The following is a 13,290-nucleotide window of genomic DNA, read 5'->3' on the forward strand; positions in this document are numbered from 1 at the left end:
GGCGGCCGCCGCAGCGCCAACGGCACGCTGCAACTGCAAAGCCTCGACGCAACCACCGGCGAACCGCTGCCGGGTAGCTTCTTTCAGGCCACTGAAGCCGAAGTGGATGCCGCCGCCAAAGCAGCGGCTGCCGCTTACCCGGTCTACCGCAACTTGAGCGCGGAAAAGCGCGCGCGGTTCCTCGATGCCATCGCGGATGAAATCGATGCACTCGGCGATGACTTCGTCGCCACCGTGTGCCGCGAAACCGCGTTGCCGGCCGGGCGCATTCAGGGCGAGCGCGCGCGCACCAGCGGGCAGATGCGCTTGTTCGCCAAGGTGCTGCGTCGCGGTGATTTCTACGGTGCGCGGATTGATCGGGCGCTGCCAGAGCGCCAGCCATTGCCACGTCCGGATCTGCGCCAATACCGTATCGCTTTGGGGCCGGTCGCGGTGTTTGGCGCGAGTAACTTTCCGCTGGCGTTCTCCACCGCCGGTGGTGATACGGCGTCGGCATTGGCCGCCGGTTGCCCGGTGGTGTTCAAGGCTCACAGCGGTCACATGGCGACGGCCGAGTGGGTGGCGGACGCGATCATCCGTGCCGCCGAGCGCACCGAAATGCCGGCGGGTGTGTTCAACATGATCTATGGCGGGGGCGTCGGTGAGTGGCTGGTCAGGCACCCGGCGATTCAGGCGGTGGGCTTCACCGGTTCGCTCAAGGGCGGCAATGCCCTGAGCCACATGGCCGCGACCCGGCCGCAGCCGATCCCGGTGTTTGCCGAGATGTCGAGCATCAACCCGGTCTTCGTGCTGCCCGAAGCGCTAGCGCTACGCGGCGAACAAATCGCCGCGCAGCTTGCCGGTTCGGTGACCCAGGGGTGTGGTCAGTTCTGCACCAATCCCGGCCTGGTTATCGGCCTGCGTTCGCCGCAGTTCAGCACCTTTCTGGAAACCTTTTGCGCCAGCATGAACCAGCAACCGGCGCAAACCATGCTCAACGCCGGTACGTTGGCCAGCTACAACCGAGGCCTTGGCGAACTGCACGAGCATCCGGGGCTGACGCACCTGGCGGGCAGGCCGCAACAGGGTAATCAGGCTCAGCCGCAGGTGTTCAAGGCCGATGTCAGCCTGTTACTTGAGGGGAATGAGCTGCTTCAGGAAGAAGTCTTCGGGCCGACCACCATTGTCGTCGAAGTCGAGAGTCAGGCTCAGTTGGCGGCGGCTTTGCAGGGCTTGCGCGGGCAACTGACAGCGACCTTGATTGGCGAGGCCGAGGAGTTGCTGGAGTACCGCTGGCTGGCAGACATGCTTCAGGAAAAGGTCGGACGGATTTTGCTCAACGGTTATCCGACCGGGGTCGAGGTGTGCGAGGCGATGGTGCATGGCGGGCCTTACCCGGCGACGTCCGATTCCCGAGGGACATCAGTGGGCACGCTGGCGATAGACCGCTTCCTGCGCCCGGTGTGCTTTCAGAATTACCCGGATGCGTTGCTGCCCGAGGCGTTGCAGAACGCTAATCCGCTGGGGATTCGGCGGTTGGTGGATGGGGAGGTGAATAACCAGGCACTGTGATTTTTGGTGCTTGGACTAGCGCTTTCGCGAGCAAGCCCGCTCCCACATTCGATCGGTGTCACGACGAAGATCGAGTGTGGGAGCGGGCTTGCTCGCGAAGGCGGCATCAGCCTCACCACAAATTACTTGGCAGTCACCTCAGCCACTTTCACCACCGAAGGCTTCAACACCAACCACAACGCCGCCGCAATCAGCACCCCGCCATAGACATGCGCCATGGACAACGGCTCATCCAGCAACAACGCTCCCCACAACACCCCGAACGGCGGAATCAGGAAAGTCGTGGTCATTGACCTCACCGGCCCGATCGAGCTGAGCAGCCTGAAGTAAATGATGTACGCCAGCGCGGTACACACCAGCCCCAAGCCCAGCAACGACATCCAGACATTCCAGCCACCCCAGCTCGCCGGCGGTTGACTGATCACGCTGTAGCCGAACAGCGGCAGCAGAAACAGCGTCGCCCCCAGCATGCTGCCCAGCGCAGACAAGCGGCTGTCGAGACCACCGGCCTGATCCAGCCAGCGGCGGGCGAGGAAACCGGCGAAGCCATAGCACGTCGTGGCAAGCAGGCAGGCGAGGGCGCCCATCAGCAGTTGCAGGTCGAACGCGACCGGGCCCGCGCGGGTCAGGACGCCAACACCCAACAATCCGAGGAACACCCCGCCGAGCTTGGCGGCGGTGAGCCTTTCATGAAAGAACAACCCGCCGATGAGCACACCCATCAGCGGCGTCGTTGCGTTGAAGATGGCCGAGTACCCGGCCGGCAGCACCTGGGCGGCCACCGAATAGAGCGTCGCCGGAATCCCGGAGTTGATCACCCCGAGCAGCATCACGGTCTTGAGTTTGCCTTTGAAATCCCAGCTGATACGCAGCAGTCCGAGAATCACCAGCAGGCCGGCCGCAGCAATCGACACGCGGAAAAAAGCCGTGGGGATTGTGCCAATCACTGGGGCGATGATGCGCATGAACAGAAAGCTCGCACCCCAAATGGCCGCCAGCGACAGTAAACGGACGATATCAACGGGGCTCACGGTGTACTCCTTCCTTGATGGGGACGAGAGTGTTGCCGAGGGCCTGATCGATGGCAACCGAAAAACGGGCAAATAACCCTGATGCCGTTCAGTTAAGCCGAACTGCACTTAGTAGCAGCTGGCGAAGCCTGCGTTCGGCTGCGTAGCAGTCGTGAAATTAGCCGATGCGGTGTTTCAGGTAGACCGCAAGCTCATGTTTTACGACTGTTACGCAGCCGAACGCAGGCTTCGCCAGCTGCTACGGTTCTCGTTACGGCAATAACCTGAGCGCAAAATTACGCTTCTCCTGCACCCGGTTCACTGGCTAAGCTCAGGGCTCACGAATTCCCGCAGAGGTCTCACCATGCCGCAGCAATGGCCAGCCGCCGATATCGCCCGAATGATCCTCGATGGCTTTGACGATTACCGCGAGCATTTCCGGCAGATCACCGACGGCGCCCGGGCGCGTTTCGAGCAAGCCCAGTGGCAGGAGACGCAAGTCGCGTCGGCTGCGCGGATCAATCTCTATGAAGAAAAAGTCAGCGAAACGGTGGAGCGGCTGCGTGTCGCTTTCGACAGCGACACGCTGGAAGTCAGCTGCTGGCCGCTGGTCAAAAGTGGATACATCACGCTGATCGACCTGCGCTTCGATGATGAACTCTCCGAGACCTGGTACAACTCGATTTTCTGCGGTTTGTTCAGCCATGACCTGATCAGCGACGGCTGCATGTTCATCCACACCACCCGCCCGAGCCTGCGCCGGGCCCGCGCTGCACAAACCCGCACCTACAAACCTCAGGGCCAGTTGTCCGGCATGCTTGAGAGCATTTTTGCCGACTACCGCTTCAGCGAGGATTACGCCGATCTGGCCGGCGACTTGAGCCGCCTCGAAGCGCAACTGCGCGAGAACCTGCCGGACTGGGTGTGCAAAGACCCGGAGTTGAGCGTCGAACTGTTTTCCTCGGTGCTTTATCGCAATAAAGGGGCGTACCTGGTTGGGCGCATTTACACCCACGACGAACAGTGGCCGCTGGTGATCCCGCTGCTGCACCGCGAAGGTCGCGGGATTCAGATCGATGCGCTGATTACCGATGAAGCGGACGTGTCGATCATCTTCTCGTTCACCCGTTCGTATTTCATGGTCGATGTGCCGGTGCCGGCGGAGTTCATCGGTTTCCTCAAGCGCATCCTGCCGGGCAAGCACATCGCCGAGCTGTACACCTCGATCGGTTTCTACAAGCACGGCAAGTCCGAGTTCTACCGGGCGCTGATCAATCACCTGGCCAACACCGACGACCAGTTCATCATGGCTCCCGGTGTGCGCGGCATGGTGATGAGCGTGTTTACCCTGCCGGGTTTCAACACGGTGTTCAAAATCATCAAGGACCGTTTCTCGCCGTCGAAAAACGTCGACCGCGCCACGGTGATCGAGAAATACCGTCTGGTAAAAAGCGTCGACCGTGTGGGGCGCATGGCCGACACCCAGGAATTCGCCGACTTCCGATTCCCGTTAAGCAAATTCGACCCGGCGTGCCTGGAAGAATTGCTTGAAGTGGCCGCGTCAACGGTGTCGGTGGAAGGCGACACCGTGCTGATCCGTCACTGCTGGACCGAACGGCGGATGACGCCGCTGAACCTGTACCTGGAAAACGCCAACGACGCGCAGGTGCACGAGGCATTGGAAGATTACGGCCTGGCGATCAAGCAATTGGCGGCGGCAAATATCTTTCCCGGCGACATGCTGCTGAAAAACTTCGGCGTCACCCGCCACGGACGCGTGGTGTTTTATGACTATGACGAGATTTGCTTCCTGACCGAGGCCAACTTCCGCCACATCCCGCAACCGCGCACGCCGGAAGACGAGATGGCGTCCGAGCCCTGGTATTCGATCGGGCCGCTGGATGTGTTTCCCGAGGAGTTTCCCCCGTTTTTATTTGCCGACTCCGGCCAGCGCAAGTTGTTTGATCAACTGCATGGTGAGTTGTACAACGCCGATTACTGGAAGAGCCTGCAGGAAGCGATTCGGGCGGGCAAAGTGATCGACGTGTTCCCGTATCGCCGCAAGGGCCTGGATAACGAGTAGTCGGCTCGCATGCCCCGTAGCAGCTGTCGAGCCCCAGCGAGGCTGCGTTGGCCTCGACGCAGCCTCGCTGGGGCTCGACAGCTGCTACAAGGGATCTCGTTTGTCCTTTAAATCTGCGACAATCGCCCCCCTGCGCCACTAGACGACTGAATTGCGTACCCGATGACCGACGAATCGCCCTCCATCGACAAACTGCTGAAAAACCTCGATCACGCCATGCTCGCCGACCGCCACCGGCTGCGGCGGCAGTTGCTTGAGCTGCGCAAGAAACCTGACGAGGCCAAGCTGGCCCTGTGGGTGGCGCGGATGCAGGCGTCCTGTGATCAGGTCTTGGCGCGGCGTGCCAGCCTGCCGGAAATTCGTTACGACGACAGTTTGCCGATTGCCGCCAAGCGCGACGAAATCAAAGAAGCGCTGCTCAAGCATCAGGTGCTGATCATCGCCGGCGAAACCGGTTCGGGTAAAACCACCCAGTTGCCGAAGATCTGCCTGGAAATCGGTCGCGGCCAGCATGGTCTGATCGGCCATACCCAGCCCCGTCGAATCGCCGCCCGTAGCGTGGCCAGCCGGGTTGCCGAAGAACTGGCGACGCCGTTGGGCGCGCTGGTCGGTTATCAGGTGCGGTTTGAGGATCAGAGCGACTCCAACACCCTGATCAAACTGATGACCGACGGCATCCTGCTGGCGGAAACCCAGAACGATCGCTACCTCGAACGCTACGACACGATCATCGTCGACGAAGCCCACGAACGCAGCCTGAACATCGACTTTCTGCTCGGTTACCTGAAAACCCTGCTGCCGCGTCGCCCGGATCTGAAAGTCATCATCACCTCGGCAACCATCGACCTGGAGCGCTTCTCCAAACATTTCGATGACGCGCCGATTGTCGAAGTCTCCGGCCGCACCTTCCCGGTGGAAACCTGGTATCGCCCGCTGACCCTGGAGCAGGACGAGGAGGGCAACCGCGTCGAGGATGACTTGACCGTGGACCAGGCGATCCTCGCCACCCTAGACGAAATCGCCGCCTTCGAGCGCAGCGAGCGCAAGAGTCCTGGCGATGTGCTGGTGTTCTTGCCCGGCGAGCGCGAGATTCGTGACGCGGCCGAGATGCTGCGCAAGGCTCAGCTCAAGCACACCGAAATCCTGCCGTTGTACGCGCGCCTGTCGCCGGCCGAGCAGCAGCGGATTTTCCAGTCGCACCCAGGCCGTCGTGTGGTCCTGGCGACCAACGTCGCGGAAACCTCGCTGACCGTGCCGGGCATCCGTTACGTGATCGACAGCGGCACCGCGCGCATCAGTCGGTACAGCTACCGCGCCAAGGTTCAGCGCTTACCTGTCGAAGCGATTTCCCAGGCCAGCGCCAACCAGCGTAAAGGTCGTTGCGGGCGGGTTGAGCCGGGTATCTGCATCCGCCTGTACGGTGAAGACGATTTCAATGGCCGTCCGGAATTTACCGATCCGGAGATTTTGCGAACCAACCTCGCCGCCGTTATTTTGCAGATGCTGCACCTGCGCCTCGGCGAGATTACCGACTTCCCGTTTATCGAACCGCCGGACGGCAAAGCCATCAGCGACGGTTTCAACCTTCTGCAAGAACTCTCAGCGGTGGACCGCAACAGCCAACTGACGCCGCTGGGGCGAAATCTGGCGCGATTGCCGGTGGACCCGCGCATGGGTCGCATGCTGCTGGAAGCGGCGAAACTGGGCAGCTTGCAGGAAGTGCTGATCGTCGCCAGCGCCATGTCGATTCAAGACCCGCGTGAACGTCCGCCGGAGCGTCAGCAAGCGGCGGATCAGGCCCACGCACAATGGAAAGACGTGGACTCGGACTTCGCCGGTCTGGTCAATCTGTGGCGCGGTTTTGAAGAACAGCGCCTGGCACTGACGGCAAGCCCGTTGCGCAACTGGTGCCGCAAGAACTTCCTGAATTACCTGCGACTGCGCGAATGGCGCGACTCGCACCGTCAGTTGAGCCTGATCTGCCGCGACATGCAGTTGAGCATCAACAAAGAGCCGGCGGATTACCCGAAACTGCACAAAGCCGTGCTCTCGGGCCTGCTCAGCCAGATCGGCCAGAAGACCGATGAAGGTGATTACCTGGGCGCCCGTCAGCGGCGTTTCTGGATTCACCCGTCCTCCGGGCTGGGTAAAAAACGCCCGCAATGGCTGATGACCGCTGAACTGGTGGAAACCACCAAGCTTTACGCGCGCATGGTCGCCAAGATCGACGCCGACTGGATCGAACCGCTGGCCGGGCACCTGATCAAGAAAAACCACTTCGAACCGCACTGGGAGAAGAAGCGCGGTCAGGTCGTGGCCTTCGAGCAGATCACCTTGTTCGGGCTGATCGTGGTCGGCCGTCGGCCGGTGCATTACGGGCCGATTGACCCGGTGGTGTCCCGAGAGTTTTTCATTCGTGAAGGCCTGGTGCGCGGCGAGATCCAATCCAGGGCCAAATGCCTGACGGCCAACGCGCAACTTCTGGAGCAACTCGACGAACTGGAAGCCAAGGCCCGTCGCCGCGATATTCTGGCCGACGAAGAAACCCTGTTTGCCTTTTACGATGCGCGATTACCGGCGGAGATCCACCAAACCGCGACTTTCGACAGCTGGTACCGGGTCAACAGCCAGAAAGATCCACAGCTGCTGATCATGCGCGAAGAAGACGTGCTGGCCCGCGAGGCCAGCGAAGTCACCGCGCTGCATTACCCGGACACCTTGCACATCGGCGATCTGGAGCTGGCGCTGAGTTACCACTTCGAGCCCAACCATCCGCGCGACGGCGTGACCCTGCGCGTGCCGGCACCGTTGCTGCCGATGCTGCCACCGGAACGTCTGGAATGGCTGGTGCCGGGTGTGATCGAAGCCAAATGCATCGCGCTGGTGCGCAACTTGCCCAAGGCCCTGCGCAAGAATTTTGTGCCAGTGCCGGACTTCGTCAAAGCCGCATTGCAGCGCATGACCTTCGCCGAAGGTTCGTTGCCACTGGCGCTGGGCCGCGAGTTGTTGCGCATGACCGGAGCGCGGGTCAGTGATGAGGCGTGGGCCGAAGCGTCGCAGCAGGTCGACAGCCATTTGCGCATGAACCTGGAAATCGTCGACGGCCAGGGCAAATTCCTTGGCGAAGGGCGTGATCTGGCGGAACTGACCGCACGGTTTGCCGAAGCGAGTCAGGCCGCGTTGGCGGTGCCGCAAACCGCGAAAAGCCAGCAGCCGGTGGAAGCCAAAGTCTTTGCCGCTGTCGCCGAGAAAACCCAGCAGAAGATCGCCGGGCTGTCGATGACGGTTTATCCGGCGCTAGTGGAAGAGGGCGGCACGGTCAAGGAAGGGCGTTTCTCGACCCCGGCCGAAGCCGAATTCCAGCATCGTCGGGCCTTGCAGCGTTTGCTGATGCAGCAACTGGCCGAACCGGCGAAGTTCCTGCGCAGCAAATTGCCGGGTCTGACCGAACTGGGCCTGATGTACCGCGACATGGGGCGCATCGACAGTCTGGTGGAAGACATTCTGCTGGCCAGTCTCGACAGCTGCATTCTCGAGGGTGAAGACCCGTTGCCGCGTGATGGCGCCGGGTTGGCGGCGTTGGCCGAACGCAAACGCGGCGGCTGGACTGAACACGCCGAGCGTCTGGCGAAGCTGACGCTGGAAATCCTCAAGCTCTGGCACGGCCTGCAAAAACGCTTCAAGGGCAAGATCGACCTGGCGCAAGCCGTGGCCTTGAACGACATCAAGCAGCAGCTCAGTCACTTGGTGTATCCCGGTTTTGTCCGCGAAACGCCGATGGTGTGGCTCAAGGAATTGCCGCGTTACCTGAAAGCGGTCGAGCAGCGCTTTGAAAAAATCGCAGCTCAAGTGCAGCGCGATCGGGTGTGGAGCGGTGAATTGTCCGGTCTCTGGACTCAATACCAGACCCGCGCCAGCAAACACGCCCAGGAAGGCAAACGCGATCCGCAGCTGGAGCTCTATCGCTGGTGGCTGGAGGAATACCGGGTTTCGCTGTTCGCCCAGCAATTGGGAACCAAGGTGCCGATCTCCGACAAGCGCCTGAATAAACAGTGGACCCAGGTCGAACCCTAGAACCGGGGCTTGCCCAATACCCTGTGGGAGCGAGCCTGCTCGCGATTGCGGTACATCAGTCACATTATTATTAACTGATACACCGAAATCGCGAGCAGGCTCACTCCCACATCAGGTACGCCGTTGCTCTCGCAAATGGCGCCAAAACCCAATGTTTATGGCAAACTTCGCGCCTATAAACGCCGGTCCCGCGGTTTTGAGCCCTTCAAGGTTCAGGCGGATCGGAATAAAGCGATGCCTGGTTGGCTTCCCATGACGGGAACAGACCCCTTGTGTGTTGGTACGTCGGTGCCAATGCTTTCTGCCTGAACAGATTAGAGAAACAACCATGCATAACGTCGTCATCAGCGGCACCGGCCTGTACACCCCGGCCAACAGCATCTCCAACGAAGAGCTGGTGCAGTCTTTCAACGCTTACGTTGCGCAATTCAACGCCGACAACGCCGAGGCCATCGCCCGTGGCGAAGTCGAAGCGTTGACCGAGTCCAACGCGGCGTTCATCGAGAAAGCCTCCGGCATCAAAAGCCGATTTGTCATGAACAAGGACGGCATTCTCGACCCGCAACGCATGGCGCCACGCCTGCCGGAGCGTTCAAACGACGAATGGTCGGTACTTTGCCAAATGGCCATCGGCGCCGCCGAACAAGCCTTGCAGCGTGCCGGCAAGACTGCCGCGGACATTGACGGCGTGATCGTCGCCTGCTCCAACCTGCAACGCGCCTACCCGGCCATTGCCATCGAAGTCCAGGAAGCGCTGGGCATCCAGGGTTTCGGTTTCGACATGAACGTTGCCTGCTCTTCCGCCACCTTTGGCATCCAAGCGGCGGCCAACAGCGTGCAACTGGGCCAGGCCCGGGCCATCCTGATGGTCAACCCGGAAGTCTGCACCGGTCACCTGAACTTTCGCGACCGCGACAGTCACTTCATCTTCGGTGACGCTGCTACCGCAGTGATCATCGAACGTGCTGACCTGGCGACGTCCAAACACCAGTTCGACATCGTCAGCACCAAGTTGCTGACCAAGTTCTCCAACAACATCCGCAACAACTTTGGCTTCCTCAACCGCGCGGCGGAAGAGGGCATCGGTGCCAAGGACAAACTGTTCGTGCAAGAAGGCCGCAAGGTATTCCGCGACGTGTGCCCGATGGTCGCCGAGCTGATCGCGACGCACCTGGAAGAAAACTCGCTGAACATCAGCGACGTGAAGCGCTTCTGGCTGCACCAGGCCAACCTCAGCATGAATCACCTGATCGTCAAGAAACTGCTGGGTCGCGAGGCCACCGAAGAAGAAGCCCCGGTGATTCTCGACACCTACGCCAACACCAGCTCTGCCGGCTCGGTGATTGCGTTTCACAAGAACCAGGATGATCTGGCCGCCGGTTCGCTGGCCGTGCTCAGTTCGTTTGGCGCCGGTTATTCGATTGGTAGTGTGATTCTGCGCAAGCGTTGAGCCAAACCTTGTAATCCCTTTCTGTTTGATTGTGAGGATGTTTCCTACATTCGAAACCGTCAGGACACTGTAACTTCCGGGCGACGGCAGGACTAAGCTGTAGGCGAAGTCCTGCCGTCGTCATTTCGGAAGTCAGAACAAGGGGATTGATTGATGGCGGCTGACGATGCGCAACTGCTTGAGCGATTACTGGCCGGTGAACAAAAGGCTTTCAAAGAGTTAGTCAGTACCTATCAGAGTGCCATGCGGGCCGTGGCGTATGCGATTGTGGGGAGCCGGCATGCCGACGAAATCGTCCAGGATGCGTGGTTATCGGTCGTGCGCAATCTGAGCAAATTCGAGGCGCGTTCGAGCCTCAAGACCTGGTTGCTGACCATTACGGCCAATGCGGCAAAAGGTCGATACAAACAAAACCGACGCGAAGTGTTCCTCGATGACCTGCCGTCACCCCATGGCACAATTGACGATGACCGTTTTTCTCCAGGTGACGGTCACTGGCGGGTGGCTCCCTTTGTATGGCACCAGGACACGCCGGAAGCGCTGCTGACCGAACGCGAGTTGCGTGAATGCCTGGATCACACGCTGCTGAGCCTGTCAGAGCTGCAAAGAAGTGTATTGTTACTTCGTGAGCGTCAGGGGCTGGAGTTGGAAGAAATCTGTAATCTTCTGGACATCTCGCTCTCCAATGTTCGCGTGCTGTTGCACAGGGCACGGTTGAAGGTTTTTGCGGCCGTAGAACATTTTGAGGAAACCGGGGAATGTTGACCTGCAAGGAACAAGTGGCGCGTTCCAGCGATTATCTCGATGGCGATCTGAGTTTTCGTGAGCGGCTGATGGTGCGTCATCACCTGATGTTCTGCCCCAGTTGCCGGCGGTTCATTCGTCAGATGCGGCTGATGCAGGCGACATTGCGCGCCATGCCCGAAGAGCCATTGCCGGAGGTCGATGCGCTGGCTGAACGTCTCGCTGCCGAACGTCGCAAGGACATGCCGTAGAGAGGATTCATTGCGCAGGTCAAGAAACAGGCTCGCAGGTCTTTCAAGCAAGAAGTGGAGAGGAAGTTGATGCCGCTGCAACGTTTGGAAAATCTGTCCGAAATAGCACCGCACACTTGGGATGCACTCGTACCCGAGCATCAGCCGTTTCTGCGCCATGCCTTCCTCAGTGCCCTGGAAGACAGTGGCAGCATCGGCCCGCATTCCGGCTGGCAACCCGAGCATTTGTTGCACATCGAAGGGGATCGGCTGATCGCCGCGCTGCCCAGTTACCGCAAGTGGCATTCCTATGGTGAATACGTGTTCGATCATGCCTGGGCGGATGCCTGTGAGCGGGCCGGTATCGACTATTACCCCAAATTATTGACCGCCGTGCCCTTCAGTCCTGTCAGCGGGCCACGCTTGCTGGCGGCCAGCGTCGAGGACGGTTTCGAGTTACTCAAGAGCCTGCCGGGCTATCTTGAGATAGAAGACCTCTCCAGCGCACACATCAACTTCACTGACCCGTTCACTGACGCCGCACTGGCCGAACAGCCCGGCTGGTTGCAGCGAATTGGCTGTCAGTATCACTGGCAGAATCGCGGCTATCGGGATTTTCAGGATTTCCTCGACGTGCTGAGTTCACGTAAACGCAAGCAGATGCGCAAAGAGCGTGAGCAAGTCGCGGGGCAGGGCATTGATTTCGAATGGCTTGAAGGTCGGCAGCTGGATCAGGCGCAGTGGGATTTCATTTATGCGTGCTATGCCAATACCTACGCGGTACGTCGGCAAAGGCCTTACCTGACACGCGAATTCTTCAGCCTGTTGGCCGAGCGCATGCCGGAGTCGATTCGTGTGGTGCTGGCCAAACAGGGCTCACGGCCGGTGGCCATGGCCTTCAGTCTGGTGGGGGGCGACAGTTTCTACGGGCGTTACTGGGGTTGTCTGGCGGAGTTTGATCGACTGCACTTTGAGACGTGTTTCTATCAGGGCATGGATTATGCGATTGCCAATGGCTTTCAACGTTTCGACGCCGGTGCCCAAGGCGAGCACAAATTGATTCGCGGGTTTGAACCGGTGATCACCCATTCCTGGCATTACCTGCGCCACGCGGGTCTGAAAGCGGCGGTCAAAGACTTCCTGCAGCAAGAGCGCGTTGGGGTGCTGGCGTATGCAGAAGAGGCGAGGACCGCCTTGCCTTACCGGCAAGACTGATCCTCGTCCGAGGCCTTAAGTGTCTTCTTTGCCCAGCCAGCGATAGGTGATGCCGCCGATCACCGCACCCAGCAGCGGCGCGACCCAGAACATCCACAGCTGTTGAATGGCCCAGCCACCGACGATCAATGCCGGGCCGGTGCTGCGCGCCGGGTTGACCGAGGTATTGGTGACCGGGATCGAGATCAGGTGGATCAGGGTCAGCCCCAGGCCGATGGCGATGGGGGCAAGTCCTGCCGGAGCGCGCTTGTCGGTGGCGCCGAGAATGATCAGGATGAACATGGCTGTCATCACCAGTTCACAGACAAACCCTGACACCATGGAATAGCCGCCGGGGGAGTGTTCGCCATAGCCGTTGGAGGCCAGGCCGCCGGCCAGGTCGAAGCCGGGCTTGCCGCTGGCAATGAAATACAGCAACGCGGCTGCAATCACCCCGCCAATCACTTGCGCGATGATGTAAGCCGGCAGCTCCTTGGCGGGAAACCGTCCGCCGACCACCAGCCCCAGTGACACCGCCGGGTTGAGGTGACAACCGGAAATATGGCCGATAGCGAACGCCATGGTCAGCACCGTCAACCCAAACGCCAGGGACACCCCCAGTAAACCGATGCCTACATCCGGGAAGGCAGCGGCCAGCACTGCACTGCCGCACCCCCCCAACACCAGCCAGAACGTACCTACCAACTCTGTCGCTGAACGTTTGAATAGAGACATGAGAGCGTGTCCTTTCGAAGTTTTAATGCCTTTCGCATCCAGCAGATGGACTGCAGAACCATCTCCAGAACCTTGGCTGAGTACAGCAGGGTTTTTACAGAATTCCAGCCGACGGGTAAGGCAGATCGTTCCCACGCTCTGCGTGGGAATGCCTCAATAGACGCTCTGCGTCCGCTTTTGGGACGCAGAGCGTCCCGGGCTGCGTTCCCACGCAGAGCG

9 protein-coding genes are annotated in these 13,290 nt (G+C 60.1%); 7 read left to right on the forward strand and 2 right to left on the reverse strand.

What is annotated here, in order from left to right; genetic code table 11:
- Positions 1-1,551 (forward strand): aldehyde dehydrogenase (NADP(+)) (locus PMI22_RS00175; protein ID WP_007949514.1); only part of this gene is annotated, 1,551 nt, incomplete at its 5' end.
- Between the two features lie 122 nt (positions 1,552-1,673).
- Here the strand turns inward: PMI22_RS00175 and PMI22_RS00170 are convergent.
- Entirely contained in the window at positions 1,674-2,582 is a 909-nt protein-coding gene (locus tag PMI22_RS00170) for a DMT family transporter (protein ID WP_007949515.1), read from the reverse strand.
- Between the two features lie 343 nt (positions 2,583-2,925).
- Between PMI22_RS00170 and aceK the strand changes: the two genes are divergently transcribed.
- From aceK to PMI22_RS00140, 6 genes are all read left to right on the forward strand, one after another.
- Entirely contained in the window at positions 2,926-4,644 is a 1,719-nt protein-coding gene (gene aceK, locus PMI22_RS00165) for a bifunctional isocitrate dehydrogenase kinase/phosphatase (RefSeq protein WP_007949517.1), read from the forward strand.
- 162 nt (positions 4,645-4,806) lie between these two features.
- A complete protein-coding gene (gene hrpA, locus PMI22_RS00160) occupies positions 4,807-8,718 on the forward strand; it encodes an ATP-dependent RNA helicase HrpA (RefSeq protein WP_007949518.1) in 3,912 nt (1,303 codons plus the stop codon).
- A 328-nt stretch (positions 8,719-9,046) separates the two neighbouring features.
- On the forward strand, positions 9,047-10,168 hold the full coding sequence (locus tag PMI22_RS00155; RefSeq protein ID WP_007949519.1) for a beta-ketoacyl-ACP synthase III: 1,122 nt from the start codon (positions 9,047-9,049) through the stop codon (positions 10,166-10,168).
- Between the two features lie 150 nt (positions 10,169-10,318).
- Entirely contained in the window at positions 10,319-10,933 is a 615-nt protein-coding gene (locus PMI22_RS00150) for an RNA polymerase sigma factor (RefSeq protein WP_033049811.1), read from the forward strand.
- Positions 10,927-11,163: an anti-sigma factor family protein gene (locus PMI22_RS00145; RefSeq protein ID WP_007949521.1), complete on the forward strand. Its 237-nt coding sequence runs from the start codon at positions 10,927-10,929 to the stop codon at positions 11,161-11,163. Before PMI22_RS00150 ends, PMI22_RS00145 begins: the two co-directional genes overlap by 7 nt.
- 69 nt (positions 11,164-11,232) lie before the next feature.
- Positions 11,233-12,357, forward strand: coding sequence for a GNAT family N-acetyltransferase (locus PMI22_RS00140; protein WP_007949523.1), 1,125 nt, complete (start codon positions 11,233-11,235; stop codon positions 12,355-12,357).
- A gap of 15 nt (positions 12,358-12,372) precedes the next feature.
- On the opposite strand, the gene aqpZ is transcribed toward PMI22_RS00140, so the two are convergent.
- On the reverse strand, positions 12,373-13,071 hold the full coding sequence (gene aqpZ, locus PMI22_RS00135) for an aquaporin Z (RefSeq protein ID WP_007949524.1): 699 nt from the start codon (positions 13,069-13,071) through the stop codon (positions 12,373-12,375).
- Positions 13,072-13,290: the final 219 nt, after the last annotated feature.

The organism is Pseudomonas sp. GM21, from assembly GCF_000282215.1.
Classification (GTDB): Bacteria; Pseudomonadota; Gammaproteobacteria; order Pseudomonadales; family Pseudomonadaceae; genus Aquipseudomonas.

What these genes read in the sequence shown, in the direction of transcription:
- aceK (WP_007949517.1), top strand. Translation starts at nt 2,926, where the DNA reads ATGCCGCAGCAATGGCCAGCCGCCGATATCGCCCGAATGATCCTCGAT.
- hrpA (WP_007949518.1), top strand. Translation starts at nt 4,807, where the DNA reads ATGACCGACGAATCGCCCTCCATCGACAAACTGCTGAAAAACCTCGAT.
- PMI22_RS00155 (WP_007949519.1), top strand. Translation starts at nt 9,047, where the DNA reads ATGCATAACGTCGTCATCAGCGGCACCGGCCTGTACACCCCGGCCAAC.
- PMI22_RS00145 (WP_007949521.1), top strand. Translation starts at nt 10,927, where the DNA reads ATGTTGACCTGCAAGGAACAAGTGGCGCGTTCCAGCGATTATCTCGAT.
- PMI22_RS00140 (WP_007949523.1), top strand. Translation starts at nt 11,233, where the DNA reads ATGCCGCTGCAACGTTTGGAAAATCTGTCCGAAATAGCACCGCACACT.
- aqpZ (WP_007949524.1), bottom strand. Translation starts at nt 13,071, where the DNA reads ATGTCTCTATTCAAACGTTCAGCGACAGAGTTGGTAGGTACGTTCTGG.